The organism is Streptomyces sp. NPDC005962 (assembly GCF_040629205.1).
Classification (GTDB): Bacteria; Actinomycetota; Actinomycetes; order Streptomycetales; family Streptomycetaceae; genus Streptomyces.
Genome location: NZ_JBEXVE010000009.1, coordinates 274643 through 292035, shown reverse-complemented (window position 1 = coordinate 292035; position 17393 = coordinate 274643). Strand labels below are relative to the sequence as shown.

Genomic DNA, 17393 nt, shown 5'->3' with positions numbered 1-17393 from the left:
AGAGCGCTCTCACCCCCTTCTTTTAGGCGTGTCCACGTCACTCGTCAACCTTGTGAACGGGGGTTCAGGCCGGACGCAGCCAGATCGTGGCCAGCGGCGGCAGCACCGGCAGGAGGCTGGCCGGGCGGCCATGGGCGGCCGTCGGTTCGGCCTTCAGCGGTTCCGGATTGAGGACGCCGCCGCCGCCGTACCGCTCGTCGTCGGTGTTCAGCACCTCCCGCCACAGCGGGACCGTGTCCGGTACGCCCACCCGGTACGCGTGCCGCACCACCGGCGAGAAGTTGCTGACCGCCAGCAGCGGGGAGCCCTCCGCGTCGAAGCGGAGGAAGGCGAACACGTTGTCCTCGTGCCCGTCGCCCTCCACCCACGTGAACCCCTCCGGCTGCGTGTCCCGCTGCCACAGCGGTGGGGTCGCCGTGTACACGCGGTTGAGGTCGCGGACCAGGTCGCGCACGCCGCGGTGGTCGGGTGCGGCGGAGTACGAGGGGTCCAGCAGCCACCAGTCGGGGCCGTGGCGCTCCGACCACTCCGCTCCCTGCGCGAACTCCTGCCCCATGAACAGCAGTTGCTTGCCCGGGTGGGCCCACATGAAGCCGAGGTAGGCCCGGTGGTCGGCGCGCTGCTGCCACCAGTCGCCCGGCATCTTGCTCACCAGTGCCCGCTTGCCGTGCACCACCTCGTCGTGCGAGATGGGCAGGACGTAGTTCTCGCTGTACGCGTACACCATCGAGAACGTCATCTCGTGGTGGTGGTACTTGCGGTGCACCGGCTCATGCGCCACGTAGCCCAGCGAATCGTGCATCCACCCCATGTTCCACTTCAGCCCGAAGCCGAGCCCGCCGAAGCCGCTCGGCCCCACGTGGTGGGTGGACCGGGTGACGCCGTCCCAGGCGGTGGACTCCTCGGCGATGGTCACGACGCCGGGGCAGCGGCGGTAGACCGTCGCGTTCATCTCCTGGAGGAACGCCACCGCGTCCAGGTTCTCCCGGCCGCCGTGCGCGTTGGGCGTCCACTGGCCGGGCTCGCGCGAGTAGTCGAGGTAGAGCATGGACGCCACGGCGTCCACCCGCAGACCGTCGATGTGGAACTCCTCGCACCAGTAGACCGCGTTCGCGACCAGGAAGTTACGCACCTCCGTGCGGCCGTAGTCGAATTCGAGCGTCCCCCAGTCCGGGTGTGCGGCCCGCAGCGGGTCGGACGGCTCGTACAGCGGCTGCCCGTCGAACGCGGCCAGCGCCCAGGCGTCCCGGGGGAAGTGCGCGGGCACCCAGTCCACCAGCACCCCGATCCCGGCCCGGTGCAACGCGTCGACCAGGTACTTGAAGTCGTCGGGGGTGCCGAGGCGGGCCGTGGGCGCGTAGAAGCCGGTCACCTGGTAGCCCCAGGAGCCGCCGAACGGGTGCTCGGCCACCGGCATCAGCTCGACATGGGTGAAGCCGAGATCCCTGACGTACGCGGGCAGCTGCTCGGCGAGCTGCCGGTAGGTCAGACCGGGCCGCCACGACGGCAGATGCACCTCGTACACCGAGAACGGCAGCTCGTGCACCCGCCCGCCGTCCCGCCGCGCCATCCAGTCGCCGTCGCGCCAGTCGTGGTGCGAGGCGTGCACCACCGAGGCCGTCGCGGGCGGGCACTCGGTGCGCCGCGCCATCGGGTCCGCGCGCAGCGTGCGGCCGCCGTCGGGCCGGGTGATCTCGAACTTGTACAGCGCGCCCTCGCCGACGCCCGGTACGAACAGCTCCCATACGCCGCTGGAGCCGAGCGAGCGCATCGGGAATCCGGTGCCGTCCCAGTGGCAGAAGTCCCCGGTGACCCGGACCCCGCGCGCGTTCGGCGCCCAGACCGTGAACCGCGTCCCGGCCACCTTGTGGTGCGTCATCGGCTGCGCGCCGAGCGCCCGCCACAGCTCCTCGTGGCGGCCCTCGCCGATCAGGTGCAGATCGAGTTCGCCGAGCGCGGGCAGGAACCGGTACGGGTCATGGACCAGCGTCTCGGCGTCGTCGTACGCCACGAGCAGCTGGTAGTCGGGGACGGCGGTCAGCGGCAGCACGCCCGAGAACAGCCCGTCCCCGTCGGCCCGCAGCCGCGCGCGCGGCCCGTCGGCGGTGACGGAGACGGTGACGGCCCGGGCGTACGGGCGCAGCGCCCGGAACAGCACCCCGTCGCGGACGAGGTGGGCGCCGAGCAGCGCGTGCGGGTCGTGGTGCGACCCGGTGAGCAGCCGCTGCCGATCGTTGTCGCCGAGCGGGCTCGCGGCCCGCACCGCGAGGTCGTCGTACGCCGCGTCCTCCGGGGCGGGGGCGGGCGGCCGCGGCGCGGCGGGCACGGACCCGCCCCCCGCGGCCCCCGCCGCCCGCGGCGCCCGAGGCTCGGGCGGCGCCCCGTACGACGGCCGCGAGCTGGGCTTGATCCCCGCGGACTCCGGCGAGGCGGGGTCGTCGCGGGGTGATTCGGGCCCCCGGAGCCCGGCTTCGACGTCGGGGGTGGTGGCCGGGGCGGCGGGTCCGGGCGGGTTCGCGCGCGAGTCTTCCGGCCGGGCGTTCTCGGCGTGTGCCGCGGGTTCGGCCGCCGTGGGCTGTGGGCTGGGCTTGATGCCCGCGGATTCCGGCGAGGCGGGGTCGTCGCGGGGTGATTCGGGTGCCCGGAGCCCGGCTTCGACGTCGGGGGTGGTGGCCGGGCGGGTTGTGGGGCCCGGCGGCGTGGCGTCGGAACGCCGCCGGGCCCCGGCGGATCGGGCGGATCGGCCGGGGAGGAACGTGGGCGGGACCGCCGGGCCCGTCCTGGCGCCGGTGGTGGCCGGGTCGGGGCCCGGGCCCTCGTCGGACGGGTGCTGGCCGGACGGCGGTCGTGCGGTCACGGGGTGGTCCTCCCGGGGGTGTCGGAGGGTGTCTGGAGGGGGTGTCGGAGGGTGTGCGGAGGTCGGAGGTGGTGTCGGCGTCGAGGGGATCAGCGGACGGCGGCGGCCAGTCGGCGGATCGCGGTCATCGGGACCGGCAGCCAGTCGGGGCGGTGGCGGGCCTCGTAGAGCACCTCGTACACCGCCTTGTCGGTCTCATGGGCGCGCAGCAGCTCCGGTTCGTCGCGCGGGTCCGTACCGGAGGCCTCCGCGTACCCCGCGCAGCAGGCGTCACGCATGCGGGCCGCCCAGCCCTGCGGAGTGTCGGGGCCGCCCACGGCCGCCGCGTAGTCGAAGGAGCGGAGCATTCCGGCGATGTCGCGGACCGGCGGCTGCGGGCGGCGGCGTTCGGCGAGCGGACGGGACGGCTCGCCCTCGAAGTCGATCAGCGACCACTGCCGTTCCGCCGTCAGCAGGGCTTGGCCCAGGTGCAGATCGCCGTGGATGCGCTGGGCCGCCCAGGTGCGCCCCGCGCGGCCGAGGGCGGCGACGTCCTCGTACGCGGTGTGCAGCGCGGCCCGGTACGGCTGGAGCGCGGGCACCGCGGCGGCGGCCGAGTCGAGGCGTTCGCTCATCGCCGCCGCGAGGTGTTCGATCTGCGGGCGGCGCAGTACGGAGACGGGGAGCGCTTCGGCCATCGCGAGGTGCACCTCGGCGGTGGCGTGGCCGAGGGCGCGTGCGGCGTCGGTGAAGTCGGCGCGTACGGAGAGGGCGTCGAGGGCGAGCTGCCAGCCGTCGGTGGACCCGGCCAGGTAGGGCTGGAGGACGCCGAGCGTGAACGGCTCCGGGCGCGGGCCGGGCCCCTCCGGCGGCGGCGCGGCCTCGAACCAGGCGGCGGGGGCGGGCACCCGGGTGCAGCCGGTGCGGGCGAGGGCGAGGGGGAGTTCGAGGTCGGGGTTGGTGCCGGGGCTGACCCGCCGGAAGAACTTGAGGATGAACGTATCTCCGTACACGACCGAGGAGTTGGACTGCTCGGCGGTGATCATCCGGGGCGGGAGGATGGACGGGATGGCGCTGGAGGGTTCGCGTACGAAGCGCAGCGGGCCGAGGCGGCCGGGGACGCGCAGCCGCTCCAGGAGGAGCGAGGCGAGGCGGGGGTCGGCCAGCGCCTCGTACACGGTACGGCCGTCCAGCGGTCCGCCGCTGGGCCGCCCGATGAGGGCGGGGGCGAGCGAGGGCGGCAGGGTCGAGCGGACGCCGAGCAGGATCTGGTAGCAGTCGCTGGCGGCCGCGCCACGGCGGTGGCCGCAGCCGAAGCCGTGGCGGTGGCCGGGCGGTTCCGGCTGCTGGGCGCGGACGAGCAGATGGAGCAGCCCGGGGGCCGCGCCGCCCGGCGGGCAGGGCAGTAACTCGGTCGCGGAGACGAGGGCGAAGCCGGTGACGGGGCGGCCCTTGCCCGCGAACCAGCGCTGCCGGGGGAGCCACTCGGCGAGCAGCGGCGCGAGTGATCCGAGCAGGGCGGGCGGACTGGCGTTCGGGCTCGCCGTCGCGGCGGTTGACGGGGGTTCGGCTGGTGGTGCGGCGGTCGGCGGGTGGTGTGCCCCCCGGGAGAACGGAGCTTCCGGCATGGCGTCGCGTCCTTTCCCCGGGCACACGACAGATCAGGGCAAAGTGTCCCGGATTGCGGCATTGACTGTGCGACGGTGCGGGACGTGTCGGGCGAGGATCGTCCGTACGGCGAGTACGGAGTACGCGATCGGCTCCGCCGGTGGCGGCACGTAGGTTCAGAGTGCCCATGAAGGGGACGCGAAAACGCCGCTTGCGGGCGGAGGACACGTTTTCCCCCACCCCGCCCCTTCCCGAACCCGGGGGCTCCGCCCCCGGCCCCCGTTCCGGGCCGCGCCCGAGCCCCCCGGGGCTGCGCCCCCGACCCCGCTTCGGGGTTGCGCCCCCGACCCCGATTGGGGGTTGCGCCCCTGGCCCCGATTGGGGGTTGCGCCCCTGGCCCCCACCTCGGGGCTGCGCCCCCGCCCCCGCCTCGGGGCTGCGCCCCCGCCCCCGCCCCGGGGCTACGCCCCTGGCCCCCACCGGGCTGCGCCCCCGACCCCGCTTCGGGACTGCGCCCGCGACCCCCCACCGGGGCTGCGCCCCCGACCCCGCGTCAGGGTTGTGCCCCTGGGCCCGTCTCGGGGTTGCGGCCCCGACCCCTGCTTCGGGGTTGCGGTCCTGGCCCCGTCTCGGGGTTGCGCCCCTGGACCTGCTTCGGGGTGGCGCCCCGGGCCGTATCCAGGCTGTGCCCCTGCCCTCGTATCCGGGCTGTGCCCCTGGCCCCCGCCTCGGGGCTCCTCTGAACCGGGGGCCGGTTCCGGGGCTGCCGCCCGGAGCTCGTAGGCGGGGCGACCTTGCGGGCTCGCGGCGGCGGGGCTTTGCGCCTGGGGCGGGGGTCCGGGGGCGGAGCCCCAGGGTTCGGGAAGGGGCGGGGTGGGGAACAGGTCCCCGCCCCGGCGCCGGTCAGACCGGGGTGCGGTGGGGCGTCGGCTCGGGTCGGCGTAGGCGGAACCAGTAGAAGCCGTGGCCCGCCAGGGTGAGGAGGTAGGGGAGTTCCCCGATGGCGGGGAAGCGGACGCCGCCGATCAGCTCGACCGGGTGGCGGCCCGCGAAGGACTGGAGGTCCAGCTCCGTCGGCTGGGCGAAGCGCGAGAAGTTGTGCACGCACAGCACCAGGTCGTCCTCGCCGTCCCGGGTCTGCGGGGCCTCGCGGAGGAACGCGAGGACGGCGGGGTTGGAGGAGGGCAGCTCGGTGAAGGAGCCCAGCCCGAAGGCCGGGTTCTGCTTGCGGATCTCGATCATCCGCCGGGTCCAGTGGAGCAGCGACGAGGGGCTGCTCATGGAGGCCTCGACGTTGGTGACCTGGTAGCCGTAGACCGGGTCCATGATCGTGGGCAGGAAGAGCCGCCCCGGATCGCAGGAGGAGAAGCTCGCGTTGCGGTCGGGGGTCCACTGCATGGGGGTGCGCACCGCGTCGCGGTCGCCGAGCCAGATGTTGTCGCCCATGCCGATCTCGTCGCCGTAATACAAAATAGGCGAGCCGGGCAGGGACAGCAGCAGAGCCGTGAACAGCTCGATCTGGTTGCGGTCGTTGTCCAGCAGCGGGGCGAGCCGGCGCCGGATGCCGATGTTGGCGCGCATGCGCGGGTCCTTGGCGTACTCCGCGTACATGTAGTCGCGCTCTTCGTCGGTGACCATCTCCAGCGTCAGCTCGTCGTGGTTGCGCAGGAAGATGCCCCACTGGCAGCCGGACGGGATGGCCGGGGTCTTGGCGAGGACTTCCGAGACCGGGTAGCGGGATTCGCGCCGCACGGCCATGAAGATGCGCGGCATGACCGGGAAGTGGAAGGCCATGTGGCACTCGTCGCCGCCCGCCTCGTAGTCGCCGAAGTAGTCGACGACGTCCTCCGGCCACTGGTTGGCCTCGGCCAGCACCACGGTGTCGGGGTAGTGGGCGTCGATCTCGGCGCGGACCCGCTTGAGGAGCTCATGGGTGCGGGGGAGGTTCTCGCAGTTGGTGCCCTCCTCCGCGTACAGATACGGCACGGCGTCGAGCCGGAAGCCGTCGATGCCGAGGTCCAGCCAGAAGCGCAGGGCGCCCAGTACTTCTTCCTGGACGGCCGGGTTCTCGAAGTTGAGGTCCGGCTGATGCGAGAAGAAGCGGTGCCAGTAGTACTGCTTGCGTACTGGATCAAAGGTCCAGTTGGACGTCTCGGTGTCGACGAAGATGATGCGCGCGTCCTGGTACTGCTTGTCGTCGTCGGCCCAGACGTAGTAGTCGCCGTACGGTCCGTCGGGATCGGCGCGGGACTCCTGGAACCACGGATGCTGATCGCTCGTGTGGTTCATGACGAAGTCGATGATGACGCGCATGCCGCGCTGGTGCGTGGCGTCGACGAACTCGACGAAGTCGGCGAGGTCGCCGAACTCCGGCAGCACGGCCGTGTAGTCCGAGACGTCGTAGCCGCCGTCGCGCAGCGGCGAGGCGAAGAAGGGCGGCAGCCAGAGGCAGTCGACGCCGAGCCACTGGAGGTAGTCCAGCTTGGCCGTGAGCCCCTTGAGGTCGCCGACGCCGTCCCCGTTGCTGTCCTGGAAGGAGCGGACCAGCACTTCGTAGAAGACGGCGCGTTTGAACCAGTCGGGGTCACGGTCCTTGGCCGGGGTGTCTTCGAACTTGTCCGGTACAGGCTCGTTGACGATCATGTTGTGGGTGACCCTCCGATCGGTGAGGACGGTCGCAGGGAGAGCACGTGCGCGGGAGCCATTTCACGCCCAGGCTCCAGGCGCACGTAGTTGTCCCTGCCCCAGTGATAGGTCTCGCCGGTGAGCTCGTCGCGCACCGGGGCGGACTCGTGCCAGTCGAGGCCGAGTTCCGGCATGTTCAACGAGACCGTCGCCTCCTGGGTGTGGTGGGGGTCCAGGTTGACGACGGCCAGCACGCACGAGTCGCCCGTGCGCTTGGAGTAGGCGATGACGGAGTCGTTGTCGGTGTGGTGGAATCGGAGGTTGCGCAGCCGGCGCAGGGCGGGGTGCCGCCGGCGCAGCCGGTTGAGCCGGGTGAGGAGCGGGGTGAGGGTCTCCCCGGTACGCTCCGCCTCCGCCCAGTCGCGGGGGCGCAGCTGGTACTTCTCCGAGTGGAGGTACTCCTCGCTCCCGGCGCGCAGCGGGGTGTTCTCGCACAGCTCGTAGCCCGCGTAGACACCCCAGGCGGGGGAGAGGGTGGCGGCGAGGACGGCCCGTACCGCGAAGGCCGGGCGGCCGCCGTCCTGAAGGTAGGCGTGGAGGATGTCGGGGGTGTTGACGAAGAAGTTGGGCCGCATCCAGGCGGCCGCGTCCCCCGACAGCTCGGTGAGGTAGTCGGTCAGCTCCTGCTTGCCGTTGCGCCAGGTGAAGTACGTATACGACTGCTGGAAGCCGATCATGCCGAGGGTGTTCATCATCGCGGGCCGGGTGAACGCCTCGGCGAGGAAGAGGACATCGGGGTCGGTGCGGTTGATGTCCCCGATCACCTTCTCCCAGAAGACCACGGGTTTGGTGTGCGGATTGTCGACCCGGAAGATCCGTACGCCGTGCGACATCCAGAACCGCAGCAGCCGCTCGGTCTCGCGGACGAGGCCGGAGAAGTCGGCGTCGAAGGCGAGGGGGTAGATGTCCTGGTACTTCTTGGGCGGGTTCTCGGCGTACGCGATCGTCCCGTCGGCGCGCCGGTGGAACCACTCGGGGTGCTGGGCGACCCAGGGGTGGTCGGGCGAGCACTGGAGCGCGAAGTCGAGCGCCACCTCCATGCGCAGCTCGCGCGCCCGGGCCACGAAGTGGTCGAAGTCGTCCAGGGTGCCGAGGTCGGGGTGGATCGCGTCGTGGCCGCCGTCCGGGGAGCCGATGGCCCAGGGGGAGCCGACGTCGAAGGGGCCCGCGGAGAGCGTGTTGTCGGGGCCCTTGCGGAACGCGGTGCCGATGGGGTGGACGGGCGGCAGATAGACGACGTCGAACCCGGCGGCGGCGATGGCGGGCAGCCGCTCGGCGGCGGTGCGCAGCGTGCCGCTGACCGGCCGCCGCCCCTCGGCCACCTTGGCGCCCTCGGAGCGCGGGAACAGCTCGTACCAGGAGCCGAACAGCGCGCGCTCCCGCTCCACCTGGAGCGGCATCGGACGGGAGGCGGTGACCAGTTCGCGCAGGGGGTGGCGGCCGAGGGCGGCGGTGACCTCGGGGGTGAGGGCCGCCGCGAGCCGGTCGGCGACCGGGCGGCGCTCGTCGCGCAGCCCGTCGACGGCCCCGAGCACCGCCTCCCGGCCGTCGCTCTTGGGCACTCCGGTCGCCGCTCTCTCGTGCAGCCGGGCGCCCTCCTCCAGCACCAGATCGGTGTCGATCCCGGCCGGGATCTTGATACGGGCGTGCCGGCGCCAGGTGGCGACGGGGTCGCTCCACGCCTCGACCGTGTACGACCAGCGGCCGGGCGCGGTGGGGGTGACCTCGGCGCCCCAGCGGTCGGTGCCGGGGGCGAGTTCGCGCAGCGGGGTCCATGGCCCCGACCGTCCCGCCGGGTCGCGGAGGACGACATTGGCGCCGACCGCGTCGTGGCCCTCCCGGAACACGGTGGCACTGACCTCGAAGGTCTCGCCCACGACCGCCTTGGCGGGACGGCGGCCGCAGTCGATCAGCGGACGGATATCCAGAAGGGGAATACGACCGATCATAGGATCACCTGACGGCGTCGCGGGCTGATGTGCGGAGGGCGCTCGATGGTCGGCGGCGGCTTCTGTCCTTTGTATAGGCTTTACCGCCGGGCGATGGGTTGCGGGCATGACAGCTCCTGTCCGCGTTCACTCTGGTGGGCGGATGAGTCGGCCATGGGGGGCGCGTTCGGGAAGCCTTCCCACCGCACACCGGGAGACAATCCGGGTTCCCGTTAACTACCGGTTCGTAACGCGGGGTGCACGACAAGGCCCCGCGCGTATCCGTGCGGGGCCGATGATATGACCGCAATCTCGGGTGATGTCAGATGCCGTGTCAGCCGCCCACGCGCAGCAGCCGGTTCGGCGAACCGCGCCCCGCGTTCCGTACCGCGCCCTCGGTCGCCTCGGCGTCGAGCGCCGCGCTCACCCGGGCCGGGCTCGCCGAGCGGTGGGCGGCCAGGTAGAGCGCCGCCGCGCCCGCGACATGGGGCGCCGCCATCGACGTACCCGACAGCGTCGCCGCCGCCGTGTCGCTCGCCCGGGACGCCGACACGATCCGGTCGCCGGGCGCGAACAGATCGACCGCCGGACCGTAGTTGGAGAACGGCGAGCGGCGGTCCGCCCGGTCCGTCGAGCCCACCGTGATCGCCTCGGGCACCCGGCCCGGCGAGTACGACCCCGCGGGCCGCCCCGCGTTGCCCGCCGCGACCGTGAAGGTGAGACCGGCCCGCACCCCGGCCCGAACGCCTGCGTCCCACTCCGGCACCGGCCCGGCGACCGGCGACCCCAGGCTCAGGTTCACCACCGCCGGTTTCCGGGCGTGCCGCAGCACCCAGTCAAGACCGGCCAGCACCTGGGCGCTGGTGCCCTCGCCCCGGTCGTCCAGCACCCGGACGGCGACGACCTCGGCCTTCTTCGCCACGCCGTACTGCGTACCGGCGGCGGTCGCGGCCACATGGGTGCCGTGGCCGTTGCCGTCCTGCGCCACCGGGTCGTCGTCCACGAAGTCCCAGCCGGAGCGGGCCCGGCCGCCGAAGTCCCGGTGGCTGGTGCGCACTCCCGAGTCGATGACGTAGATCGTCGTCCCGCGCCCGCCGCCCGACGGGGCCGAATACCGCCCGTCGAGCACCCCGGCGCGCTGATCGACCCGGTCCAGCCCCCAGGACGGCGGATACGCCTGGGTGGCCGTGGAGCGCAGCGACACCTCCGCGTCGCGGGTCACCGACGCGACGCCCGGGTCCGCCGCGAGCCGTCTCGCCTGCGCCTCGTCCGCCCGTACGGCGAAGCCGTTCAGCGCCCTGCTGTACGTACGGCGCACCGTCGCCCCGTACCGCTCCACGATGCCCCTGCCCTGCCCGGACGACGCCGACGGCGCCCCCGCCCCCCGTTGCAGCGTCACGATGTACGTGTGGTGCGCCGCCGAACCCGCGGCCTGGGCGGGCAGAGCCCCGCCCGTCAGCATCAGCGCGGCGGCGGCCAGCGCCCCGGCCGCCCGGCGGCGGCCCCTGCTCCTCCCGCGCGTGCTCCTCCTGTGCGCCATGGACGAACCCCTCCCACCCTCCCCGATGCGAAGGCGGCCAGGGTCTCGTGGGGCGGGGACCCCGACAAGTGCGCATCAGGGGGCGGAACCGGCGCGGTGCGCCCACGGGACGCGCGCCGCGCCCGTCCCCGGTGAAGGGGGCGGACACGGCGCGCGGTGGACCCGTTCCGGCGCCTACTTGTAGGAGATGTCGGACTCCTTGTAGAGGCACGTCTTGGCGTCCGGGCCGGAGCCGGTCTCCTCGGGCTCCGCACCGGTGTCGTTGCCCTGGAAGTGGACGCAGGGGTCGATCTTCTTCTTGTCGTCCCCGATGATCGTGATGTCGCTGAGCTTCGCGGTGTCCCCGAAGTTCTCGTTGACGCCGACCAGCGACTTGCCCGGCGCGGTCACCTCCACGCGGTCCACCACCACCGCGCGCTTCTGCTGCTTGGAGCAGTTGCCGCACGAGCGGTAGAGCTTGCCGAAGTCCCGCACGGCGAAGTCGCGGATGGTGAGGGTGCCGCCGCCGTTGTGCTGGAAGACCTTGTCGTCGGCCTTGCGCGCGCCGCCGCCCTCGACGGTGTACGTGGCGCCCGCGCCGCCCAGGAAGGTGGCGGCGTCCTCGCCGACGTCCTCCCACCAGACGTTTTGCAGCGTGCAGCTGCCCTCGCAGTGGATGCCGTCGGCGGCGGGGGCGCCGATGACGACGTTCTTCAGCGTGGCGCCGTCGGCGAGTTCGAACATCGCGGGCTGGCCCTCGTCCTGGCCGCCGTCGCCGAGTTCGCCCTCGCCGATGAAGCGCCGCATCTTGCCGTCGACGACCCCGGAGATCTTCTGCGTCGAGCTGACCGGCTTGTCGTCACCGGGGGTGGGCCACTCGGCGGACGCCGAGGCCGAGGAGAGCATCGTCCCGGCCGTGATCGCGCCGAGGGTGAGGGCCGCGGCGCCGAGGCCGCCGATCAGGGCGCGCTTGCGGGTGGGACGCGGTTTGTGGTGCTGCCGTGCCATGGGTATCCGTTCCGTGGGGGGAGCCCGGCCCGCGGAGAAACCACGGGCCGGGCGGTGGACCTCAGACGCGCGTGATGGCTACTTGTAGGTGAGGTCGGAGCTGCTGTACTTGCAGTACGTGCCGTCGGCGTCGGCGCCGTTCTTCGTCGGCTCCTTGCCGGTGTTGTTCCCGATGTACTTCTGACACGGGACGATCTTCTTGCTGCTGTCTCCGACGATCGTGACCTTGCGCAGGGTCAGCGAGTCGCCGTAGTTGGTGTTGATCCCGCCGATCACCTTGCCCGGCGCGGTGATCTCGGTGTTGCTCACATTGATCGTGCGCTTGTACTGGCTGGAGCAGTTGCCGCAGGAGCGGACGAAGGTCGAGAAGTCCTGTCCGGCGAAGTTGGAGATGTTGAGCGTGCCGCCGCCGTTGAACTGGAAGATCTTGTCCGAGGCCTTGCGGGCGCCGCCGCCGATGACGTTGTACGTCTCGCCGGTGCCGCGGAAGGTGGCGGCGTCCTCGCCGACGTCCTCCCACCAGACGTTCTGCAGGGTGCAGCTGCCCTTGCAGTGGACGCCGTCGGCGGCCGGGGCGCCGATGATGACGTTCTTCAGGGTCGCGCCGTCGGCCAGCTCGAACAGCGGGCCCTGGTCCTCGTCCTGGCCGCCGGTGCCGAGATCGCCGGAGCCGTAGTAGCGCTTCATGCCGCCGTCGGTGGTCCCGCTGACGGGGATCGTCTTGGTGACGGCCTGTGGGGTGCCGCTGGGCGAGGGCCAGGTGGCGGCCGACGCGGCCGACAGGGACAGCCCGGTGGTGATCGCGCCCGCGGTGAGGGCGATGGCGCCGAGGGCACCGCCGATCGCCCGCCGTCTCATGCGTGGTTCAGCCATGTCACAGCTCCTTGTGCGGAAGGGGGTGATGGTGAATTCGGGAGGGGGTCAGGGGGTCTTGATGGACGGCCGCGGCGGGGTCGCCATCTTGTTGCCGAGGAAGAAGCTGGGGTGCGGCGGCTGGTTGTAGGCGGTGTTCTGCCAGGCCAGCGCCTCGCGGTACTGCCGGTCGTGCAGCAGCGTGGTGATCCGCCGGTCGGTCTCGTACGGCGTGGAGTAGATCCGCAGCGCCGTGTTGTCGCTGGTCGGCCAGATCACCTCTTCGCGCCAGTCGCCGAGGATGTCGCCGGACAGCGACGGAGTGGCCTTGGTGCCGTTGTTGGAGTGCACCCCGGAGGCGGTGAGCTGCCGGGTCTCGCCGGACGTGCCGTACTTGTCGATGCGCGTACCGTCCAGCAGCTCGCGCACCGGGTCGCCGTCCCACCAGGACAGGAAGTTCATCGACGACGGCTTACGGCCCTTGGCGGCACCGGAGGCCGAGCGGATCTGGTCGTCCTTCGCGGACCACATCTCGGCGCCGTCGTTGCCCGCCCAGATGTCACCGGCCACGCCGCGCCCGTTGTCACCGCTGGCCGGGGTCGTCCAGAGCACCTGGCCGGTCTTGGCGTCCGCGAGGTACGAGGACGGCTTGGAGGAGTCCTCGTCGACCTTGAAGTACTCCAGGCCCGGCCGGGACGGGTCGAGGTCGCCGAGGTGGGCCGCGTCGCCGTGGCCGTTCTTCGTCGTCCACAGCCCGGAGCCGTTGTCGTCCACGGCCATCGAGCCGTACACGATCTCGTCCTTGCTGTCGCCGTCCACGTCGGCGATGGCCAGTGCGTGGTTGCCCTGGCCGTCGTAGCCCTTGCCGCTGTTGGTGGAGCTGTTCGTGTCGAACGTCCACTTGCGGGTCAGCTTGCCGCCCTTGAAGTCCCAGGCGGCGATGACAGTGCGGGTGTAGTAGCCGCGTGCCGCGATCAGGGAGGGCGTGGAGCCGTTCAGATACGCCGTCCCGGCCAGGAAACGGTCCACCCGGTTGCCGTACGAGTCGCCCCACGAGGAGACCGTGCCGCGGGCCGGGACGTAGTCCACGGTGTCCAGCGCGGCGCCGGTGCTCCCGTTGAACATCGTCAGGAACTCGGGGCCGCTCAGCACATAGCCGCTGGAGTTGCGGTAGTCGGCGGACGCGCTGCCGATCGTCTTGCCCGCGCCGTCGACCGTGCCGTCCGCGGTCTTCATCGCGACCTCGGCCTTGCCGTCGCCGTCGTAGTCGTACACCTGGAACTGGGTGTAGTGGGCGCCGGAGCGGATGTTGCGGCCCAGGTCGACGCGCCACAGCCGCTTGCCCTGGAGGGTGTACCCGTCCACGATCGTGTTGCCGGTGACGCCGGACTGCGAGTTGTCCTTCGCGTTCGTCGGCTGCCACTTGAGGACGAGATCGAGGTCGCCGTCGCCGTCCAGGTCGCCCACGGAGGCGTCGTTGGCCTCGTACGTGTAGTCGGAACCGGCGGCCGGGGGCGAGATCGGGACATCGAGGTAGCCCGAGCGGAACTGGAGGGCGCCCGGTGAGGCGGGCTGCTCCGCGCCGTTCACCACGGCGCGCACCGTGTACGTCTCCGTGGCCGCCGCGCCCTTGTCCAGGTAGTTGGTCGAGCCCGTGATGGGGGACGCGTTGACCTTGGTGGAGCCGCGGTAGACGTTGAACGCGACATTGTCCGGGTCGGTGGCGAGCCAGCGCCAGCTGACCAGGTTGTCGCTGCCCGAGCGGACGCTGACCAGACCCCGGTCCAGCTTCTCCAGCTGGGCGGCCGCGGCCGCCTTGGCCGTCGCGCCCTTGGCCGCCGTTCCTCCGGCTTCGGTGTCCGTCTCGGCGGCCCCCGAGACGCCCGCCAGACCGGTGACCGCCAGCCCGCCCACCGCGAGCGCCGCGACCAGCGTCCGGGGGCGGCCGAGACGGACGCGGGCGGCGTGTCTGGGCGGGTGACCGGGTGCGGGCTGCGATTCGTCCCGAATACGCACGGGGCCTCCAAGGCATGGGGGGAAGTGAACGCCCCCTAGTCGTCGCCCTGGCCGGAAAGGTTGCCGCCTCCCGACCGAACTTCGCGGGGCAAGACACTCCCTAAGACGAAACAGCCGAAACGGGGGCGCGTCGGCCGCTACCGTCGAAGGCGTGAAGGCCATCCGTCGCTTCAGCGTGCGTCCCGTGCTCCCGGAACCCCTACGACCGCTCCACCGGCTGGCGCGCAATCTGCGCTGGTCCTGGCATCCCGAGACCCGCGAGCTGTTCGAGTCCATGGACCCCGAGGGCTGGCGGGCTTGCGGTGGCGACCCCGTACGGCTGCTGGGCGCCGTACCCGTCGCCCGCCTGGCGGAACTCGCCACGGACCGCGCTTTTCTGCGGCGGCTCGCGGCGGCCGCCGATGAACTGGACGACTATATGACCGGCCCCCGCTGGTACCAGGGCCGTACAACAGCCCCGGACGCCCCGGGCGGTATGGACGCCCCGGGCGGTATGGACGCCCCGGGCGGTATGGACGCCCCGGACCGTATGGACGCCCCGGACCGGACAGCCCGGTCGGCGACATCCCCCGCCCTGCCCGCCGCCATCGCCTACTTCTCGCCCGAGTTCGGCATCACCGCCGCCCTGCCCCAGTACTCCGGCGGTCTCGGCATCCTCGCCGGGGACCATCTCAAGGCCGCCAGTGACCTCGGCGTTCCGCTCATCGGGGTCGGGCTGCTCTACCGGCACGGCTACTTCCGGCAGTCCCTCTCGCGCGAGGGCTGGCAGCAGGAGCAGTACCCCGTCCTCGACCCCAACGAGCTGCCGCTCACCCTGCTCCACGAGCATCACCCCGGCGCGGGCATCGGCAAGCCCGCAAGGATCACCCTCACCCTCCCCGGCGGCCGCCCGCTGCACGCCCACATCTGGCAGGCCCAGGTGGGCAGGGTGCCGCTGCTGCTGCTCGACTCGGACGTCGAGGGCAACGGCCCCGGCGAGCGCGACGTCACCGACCGGCTCTACGGGGGCGGCAGCGAACACCGGCTGCTCCAGGAGATGCTGCTCGGCATCGGCGGCGTGCGCGCGGTGCGCGCGTACTGCCGGCTCACCGGGCACGCCGCGCCCGAGGTGTTCCACACCAACGAGGGCCACGCCGGGTTCCTCGGCCTGGAGCGCATCCGCGAACTCATGGCGGAGGCCGGTCCCGGCGTGGACTTCCCCGCCGCCCACGAGACGGTGCGGGCCGGTACCGTCTTCACCACCCACACCCCGGTCCCCGCCGGGATCGACCGGTTCGAGCGCGACCTCGTCGCCCGGCACTTCGGGGACGGCGGCGAACTGCCCGGCATCGGCGTCGAGCGCGTCCTCGCCCTCGGCCGGGAGACCTACCCCGGCGGCGACCCCGGCGTCTTCAACATGGCCGTCATGGGACTGCGGCTGGCCCAGTGCGCCAACGGGGTCTCCACCCTCCACGGCCAGGTCAGCCGCGAGATGTTCGCAGGGCTCTGGCCCGGATTCGACGCCGACGAGGTGCCCATCACCTCCGTCACCAACGGCGTCCACGCACCCACCTGGCGCGCCCCCGAGGTGACCCGGCTCGGCGCCCGCCAGTTCGGCCACCTCCCCGCCGGGGAACTGTGGGAGCTGCGCCGCACCCTGCGCAAGCAGCTCGTCGCCGAGGTACGGCAGCGGCTGTACGCGTCCTGGCGGCAGCGCGGCGCGGGCACCGCCGAACTCGGCTGGATCGACTCCGTCCTCGACCCCGACGTCCTCACCATCGGCTTCGCCCGCCGCGTCCCCTCGTACAAGCGGCTCACCCTCATGCTGCGCGACCGCGACCGCCTCACCGAGCTGCTGCTGCACCCCGAGCGGCCCGTCCAGATCGTCGTCGCGGGCAAGGCGCACCCGGCCGACGACGGCGGCAAACGCCTCGTCCAGGAGCTCGTCCGCTTCGCCGACGACGCCCGGGTGCGGCACCGCCTCGTCTTCCTGCCCGACTACGGCATGGGCATGGCCCAGAAGCTCTACCCCGGCTGCGACGTCTGGCTCAACAACCCGCTGCGCCCCCTGGAGGCGTGCGGCACCAGCGGAATGAAGGCCGCGCTCAACGGCTGCCTCAACCTCTCCGTCCTCGACGGCTGGTGGGACGAGTGGTACGAGCCCGACTTCGGCTGGGCCATCCCCACCGCCGACGGCTCGGCCGTCGACGACGACCGCCGCGACGACCTGGAGGCGACCGCCCTCTACGAGCTGCTGGAGAACCGCGTCGCCCCGCAGTTCTACGACCGCGGCCCCGACGGACTCCCCGGCCACTGGATCGACATGGTGCGCGAGACCCTCACCACCCTCGCCCCCAAGGTCCTCGCGGGCCGCATGGTGCGCGAGTACACCGAGCGGCTCTACGCCCCCGCCGCCCGCGCCCACCGCGCGCTGGACCCCGGGACGGCCCGCCGCCTGTCCGCGTGGAAGGCCCGGGTCCGCGAGGTCTGGCCGCAGGTGGCCGTCGACCATGTGGAAACCCGGATCACCCCACCCGCCCCGGGCGGCGCCGCCGAGCTCGGCTCCGCCCTCTCCCTCCGCGTCCAGGTCCGCCTCGGCGGCCTCGACCCGGCCGACGTCGAGGTCCAGGCCGTCGCGGGCCGCGTCGACGACGGCGACCGGCTGACCGACACCACCGCCGTCCCCCTCAAGCCCACCGCGGGCCCCGACGACGAGGGCCGCCACCTCTACGAAGGCCCCCTTGCCCTCGACCGCACGGGCCCCTTCGGCTACACCGTGCGCGTCCTGCCCACCCACCCCCTCCTGGCGTCCCCGGCCGAACTCGGCCTCACCGCCCTGCCGTCCGAATCCACCTCCGAGGTCGCGGGAGTCCTGATGCGCTGAACCCCTGTGCGCTGAACCCCTTCACCCTTCACTGAACGGACGACGAACAGTGCGGGATGTTTTGGCCATGGCCGCCCG

Annotated in this window: 9 protein-coding genes; 1 reads left to right on the top strand and 8 read right to left on the bottom strand. The window is 72.5% G+C overall.

Annotation, left to right across the window (positions count from 1 at the left end):
• Positions 1–64: 64 nt before the first annotated feature.
• The 8 genes from glgB to ABZ370_RS18005 form a co-directional block, all read right to left on the bottom strand.
• The gene (glgB, locus tag ABZ370_RS18040; RefSeq protein WP_358621612.1) at positions 65–2263 is read right to left on the bottom strand and encodes a 1,4-alpha-glucan branching enzyme; all 2199 of its coding nucleotides are present in this window, start codon (positions 2261–2263) and stop codon (positions 65–67) included.
• Between the two features lie 683 nt (positions 2264–2946).
• Positions 2947–4464, bottom strand: coding sequence for a phosphotransferase (locus ABZ370_RS18035; RefSeq protein ID WP_358621487.1), 1518 nt, complete (start codon positions 4462–4464; stop codon positions 2947–2949).
• Positions 4465–5347: 883 nt separating this feature from the next.
• Entirely contained in the window at positions 5348–7087 is a 1740-nt protein-coding gene (gene treS, locus ABZ370_RS18030; protein WP_358621484.1) for a maltose alpha-D-glucosyltransferase, read from the bottom strand.
• A complete protein-coding gene (locus tag ABZ370_RS18025) occupies positions 7084–9078 on the bottom strand; it encodes an alpha-1,4-glucan--maltose-1-phosphate maltosyltransferase (protein ID WP_358621482.1) in 1995 nt (664 codons plus the stop codon). The genes treS and ABZ370_RS18025 overlap by 4 nt, the downstream gene beginning before the upstream one ends.
• A gap of 313 nt (positions 9079–9391) precedes the next feature.
• On the bottom strand, positions 9392–10597 hold the full coding sequence (locus ABZ370_RS18020; RefSeq protein ID WP_358621479.1) for a S8 family peptidase: 1206 nt from the start codon (positions 10595–10597) through the stop codon (positions 9392–9394).
• 174 nt (positions 10598–10771) lie between these two features.
• The gene (locus tag ABZ370_RS18015) at positions 10772–11584 is read right to left on the bottom strand and encodes a pectate lyase (protein ID WP_358621476.1); all 813 of its coding nucleotides are present in this window, start codon (positions 11582–11584) and stop codon (positions 10772–10774) included.
• A 78-nt stretch (positions 11585–11662) separates the two neighbouring features.
• Positions 11663–12457: a pectate lyase gene (locus ABZ370_RS18010; protein WP_358621473.1), complete on the bottom strand. Its 795-nt coding sequence runs from the start codon at positions 12455–12457 to the stop codon at positions 11663–11665.
• Between the two features lie 48 nt (positions 12458–12505).
• Complete coding sequence (locus ABZ370_RS18005) at positions 12506–14326, bottom strand: rhamnogalacturonan lyase (protein WP_358621610.1); 1821 nt, start codon at positions 14324–14326, stop codon at positions 12506–12508.
• Between the two features lie 277 nt (positions 14327–14603).
• Between ABZ370_RS18005 and glgP the strand changes: the two genes are divergently transcribed.
• The gene (glgP, locus tag ABZ370_RS18000; RefSeq protein ID WP_358621470.1) at positions 14604–17315 is read left to right on the top strand and encodes an alpha-glucan family phosphorylase; all 2712 of its coding nucleotides are present in this window, start codon (positions 14604–14606) and stop codon (positions 17313–17315) included.
• The last annotated feature ends 78 nt before the right edge of the window (positions 17316–17393 follow it).

Coding starts and splice junctions, on each gene's coding strand:
- ABZ370_RS18010 (WP_358621473.1), bottom strand. CDS start 12,457: ATGGCTGAACCACGCATGAGACGGCGGGCGATCGGCGGTGCCCTCGGC.
- ABZ370_RS18035 (WP_358621487.1), bottom strand. CDS start 4,464: ATGCCGGAAGCTCCGTTCTCCCGGGGGGCACACCACCCGCCGACCGCC.
- treS (WP_358621484.1), bottom strand. CDS start 7,087: ATGATCGTCAACGAGCCTGTACCGGACAAGTTCGAAGACACCCCGGCC.
- ABZ370_RS18020 (WP_358621479.1), bottom strand. CDS start 10,597: ATGGCGCACAGGAGGAGCACGCGCGGGAGGAGCAGGGGCCGCCGCCGG.
- ABZ370_RS18025 (WP_358621482.1), bottom strand. CDS start 9,078: ATGATCGGTCGTATTCCCCTTCTGGATATCCGTCCGCTGATCGACTGC.
- ABZ370_RS18015 (WP_358621476.1), bottom strand. CDS start 11,584: ATGGCACGGCAGCACCACAAACCGCGTCCCACCCGCAAGCGCGCCCTG.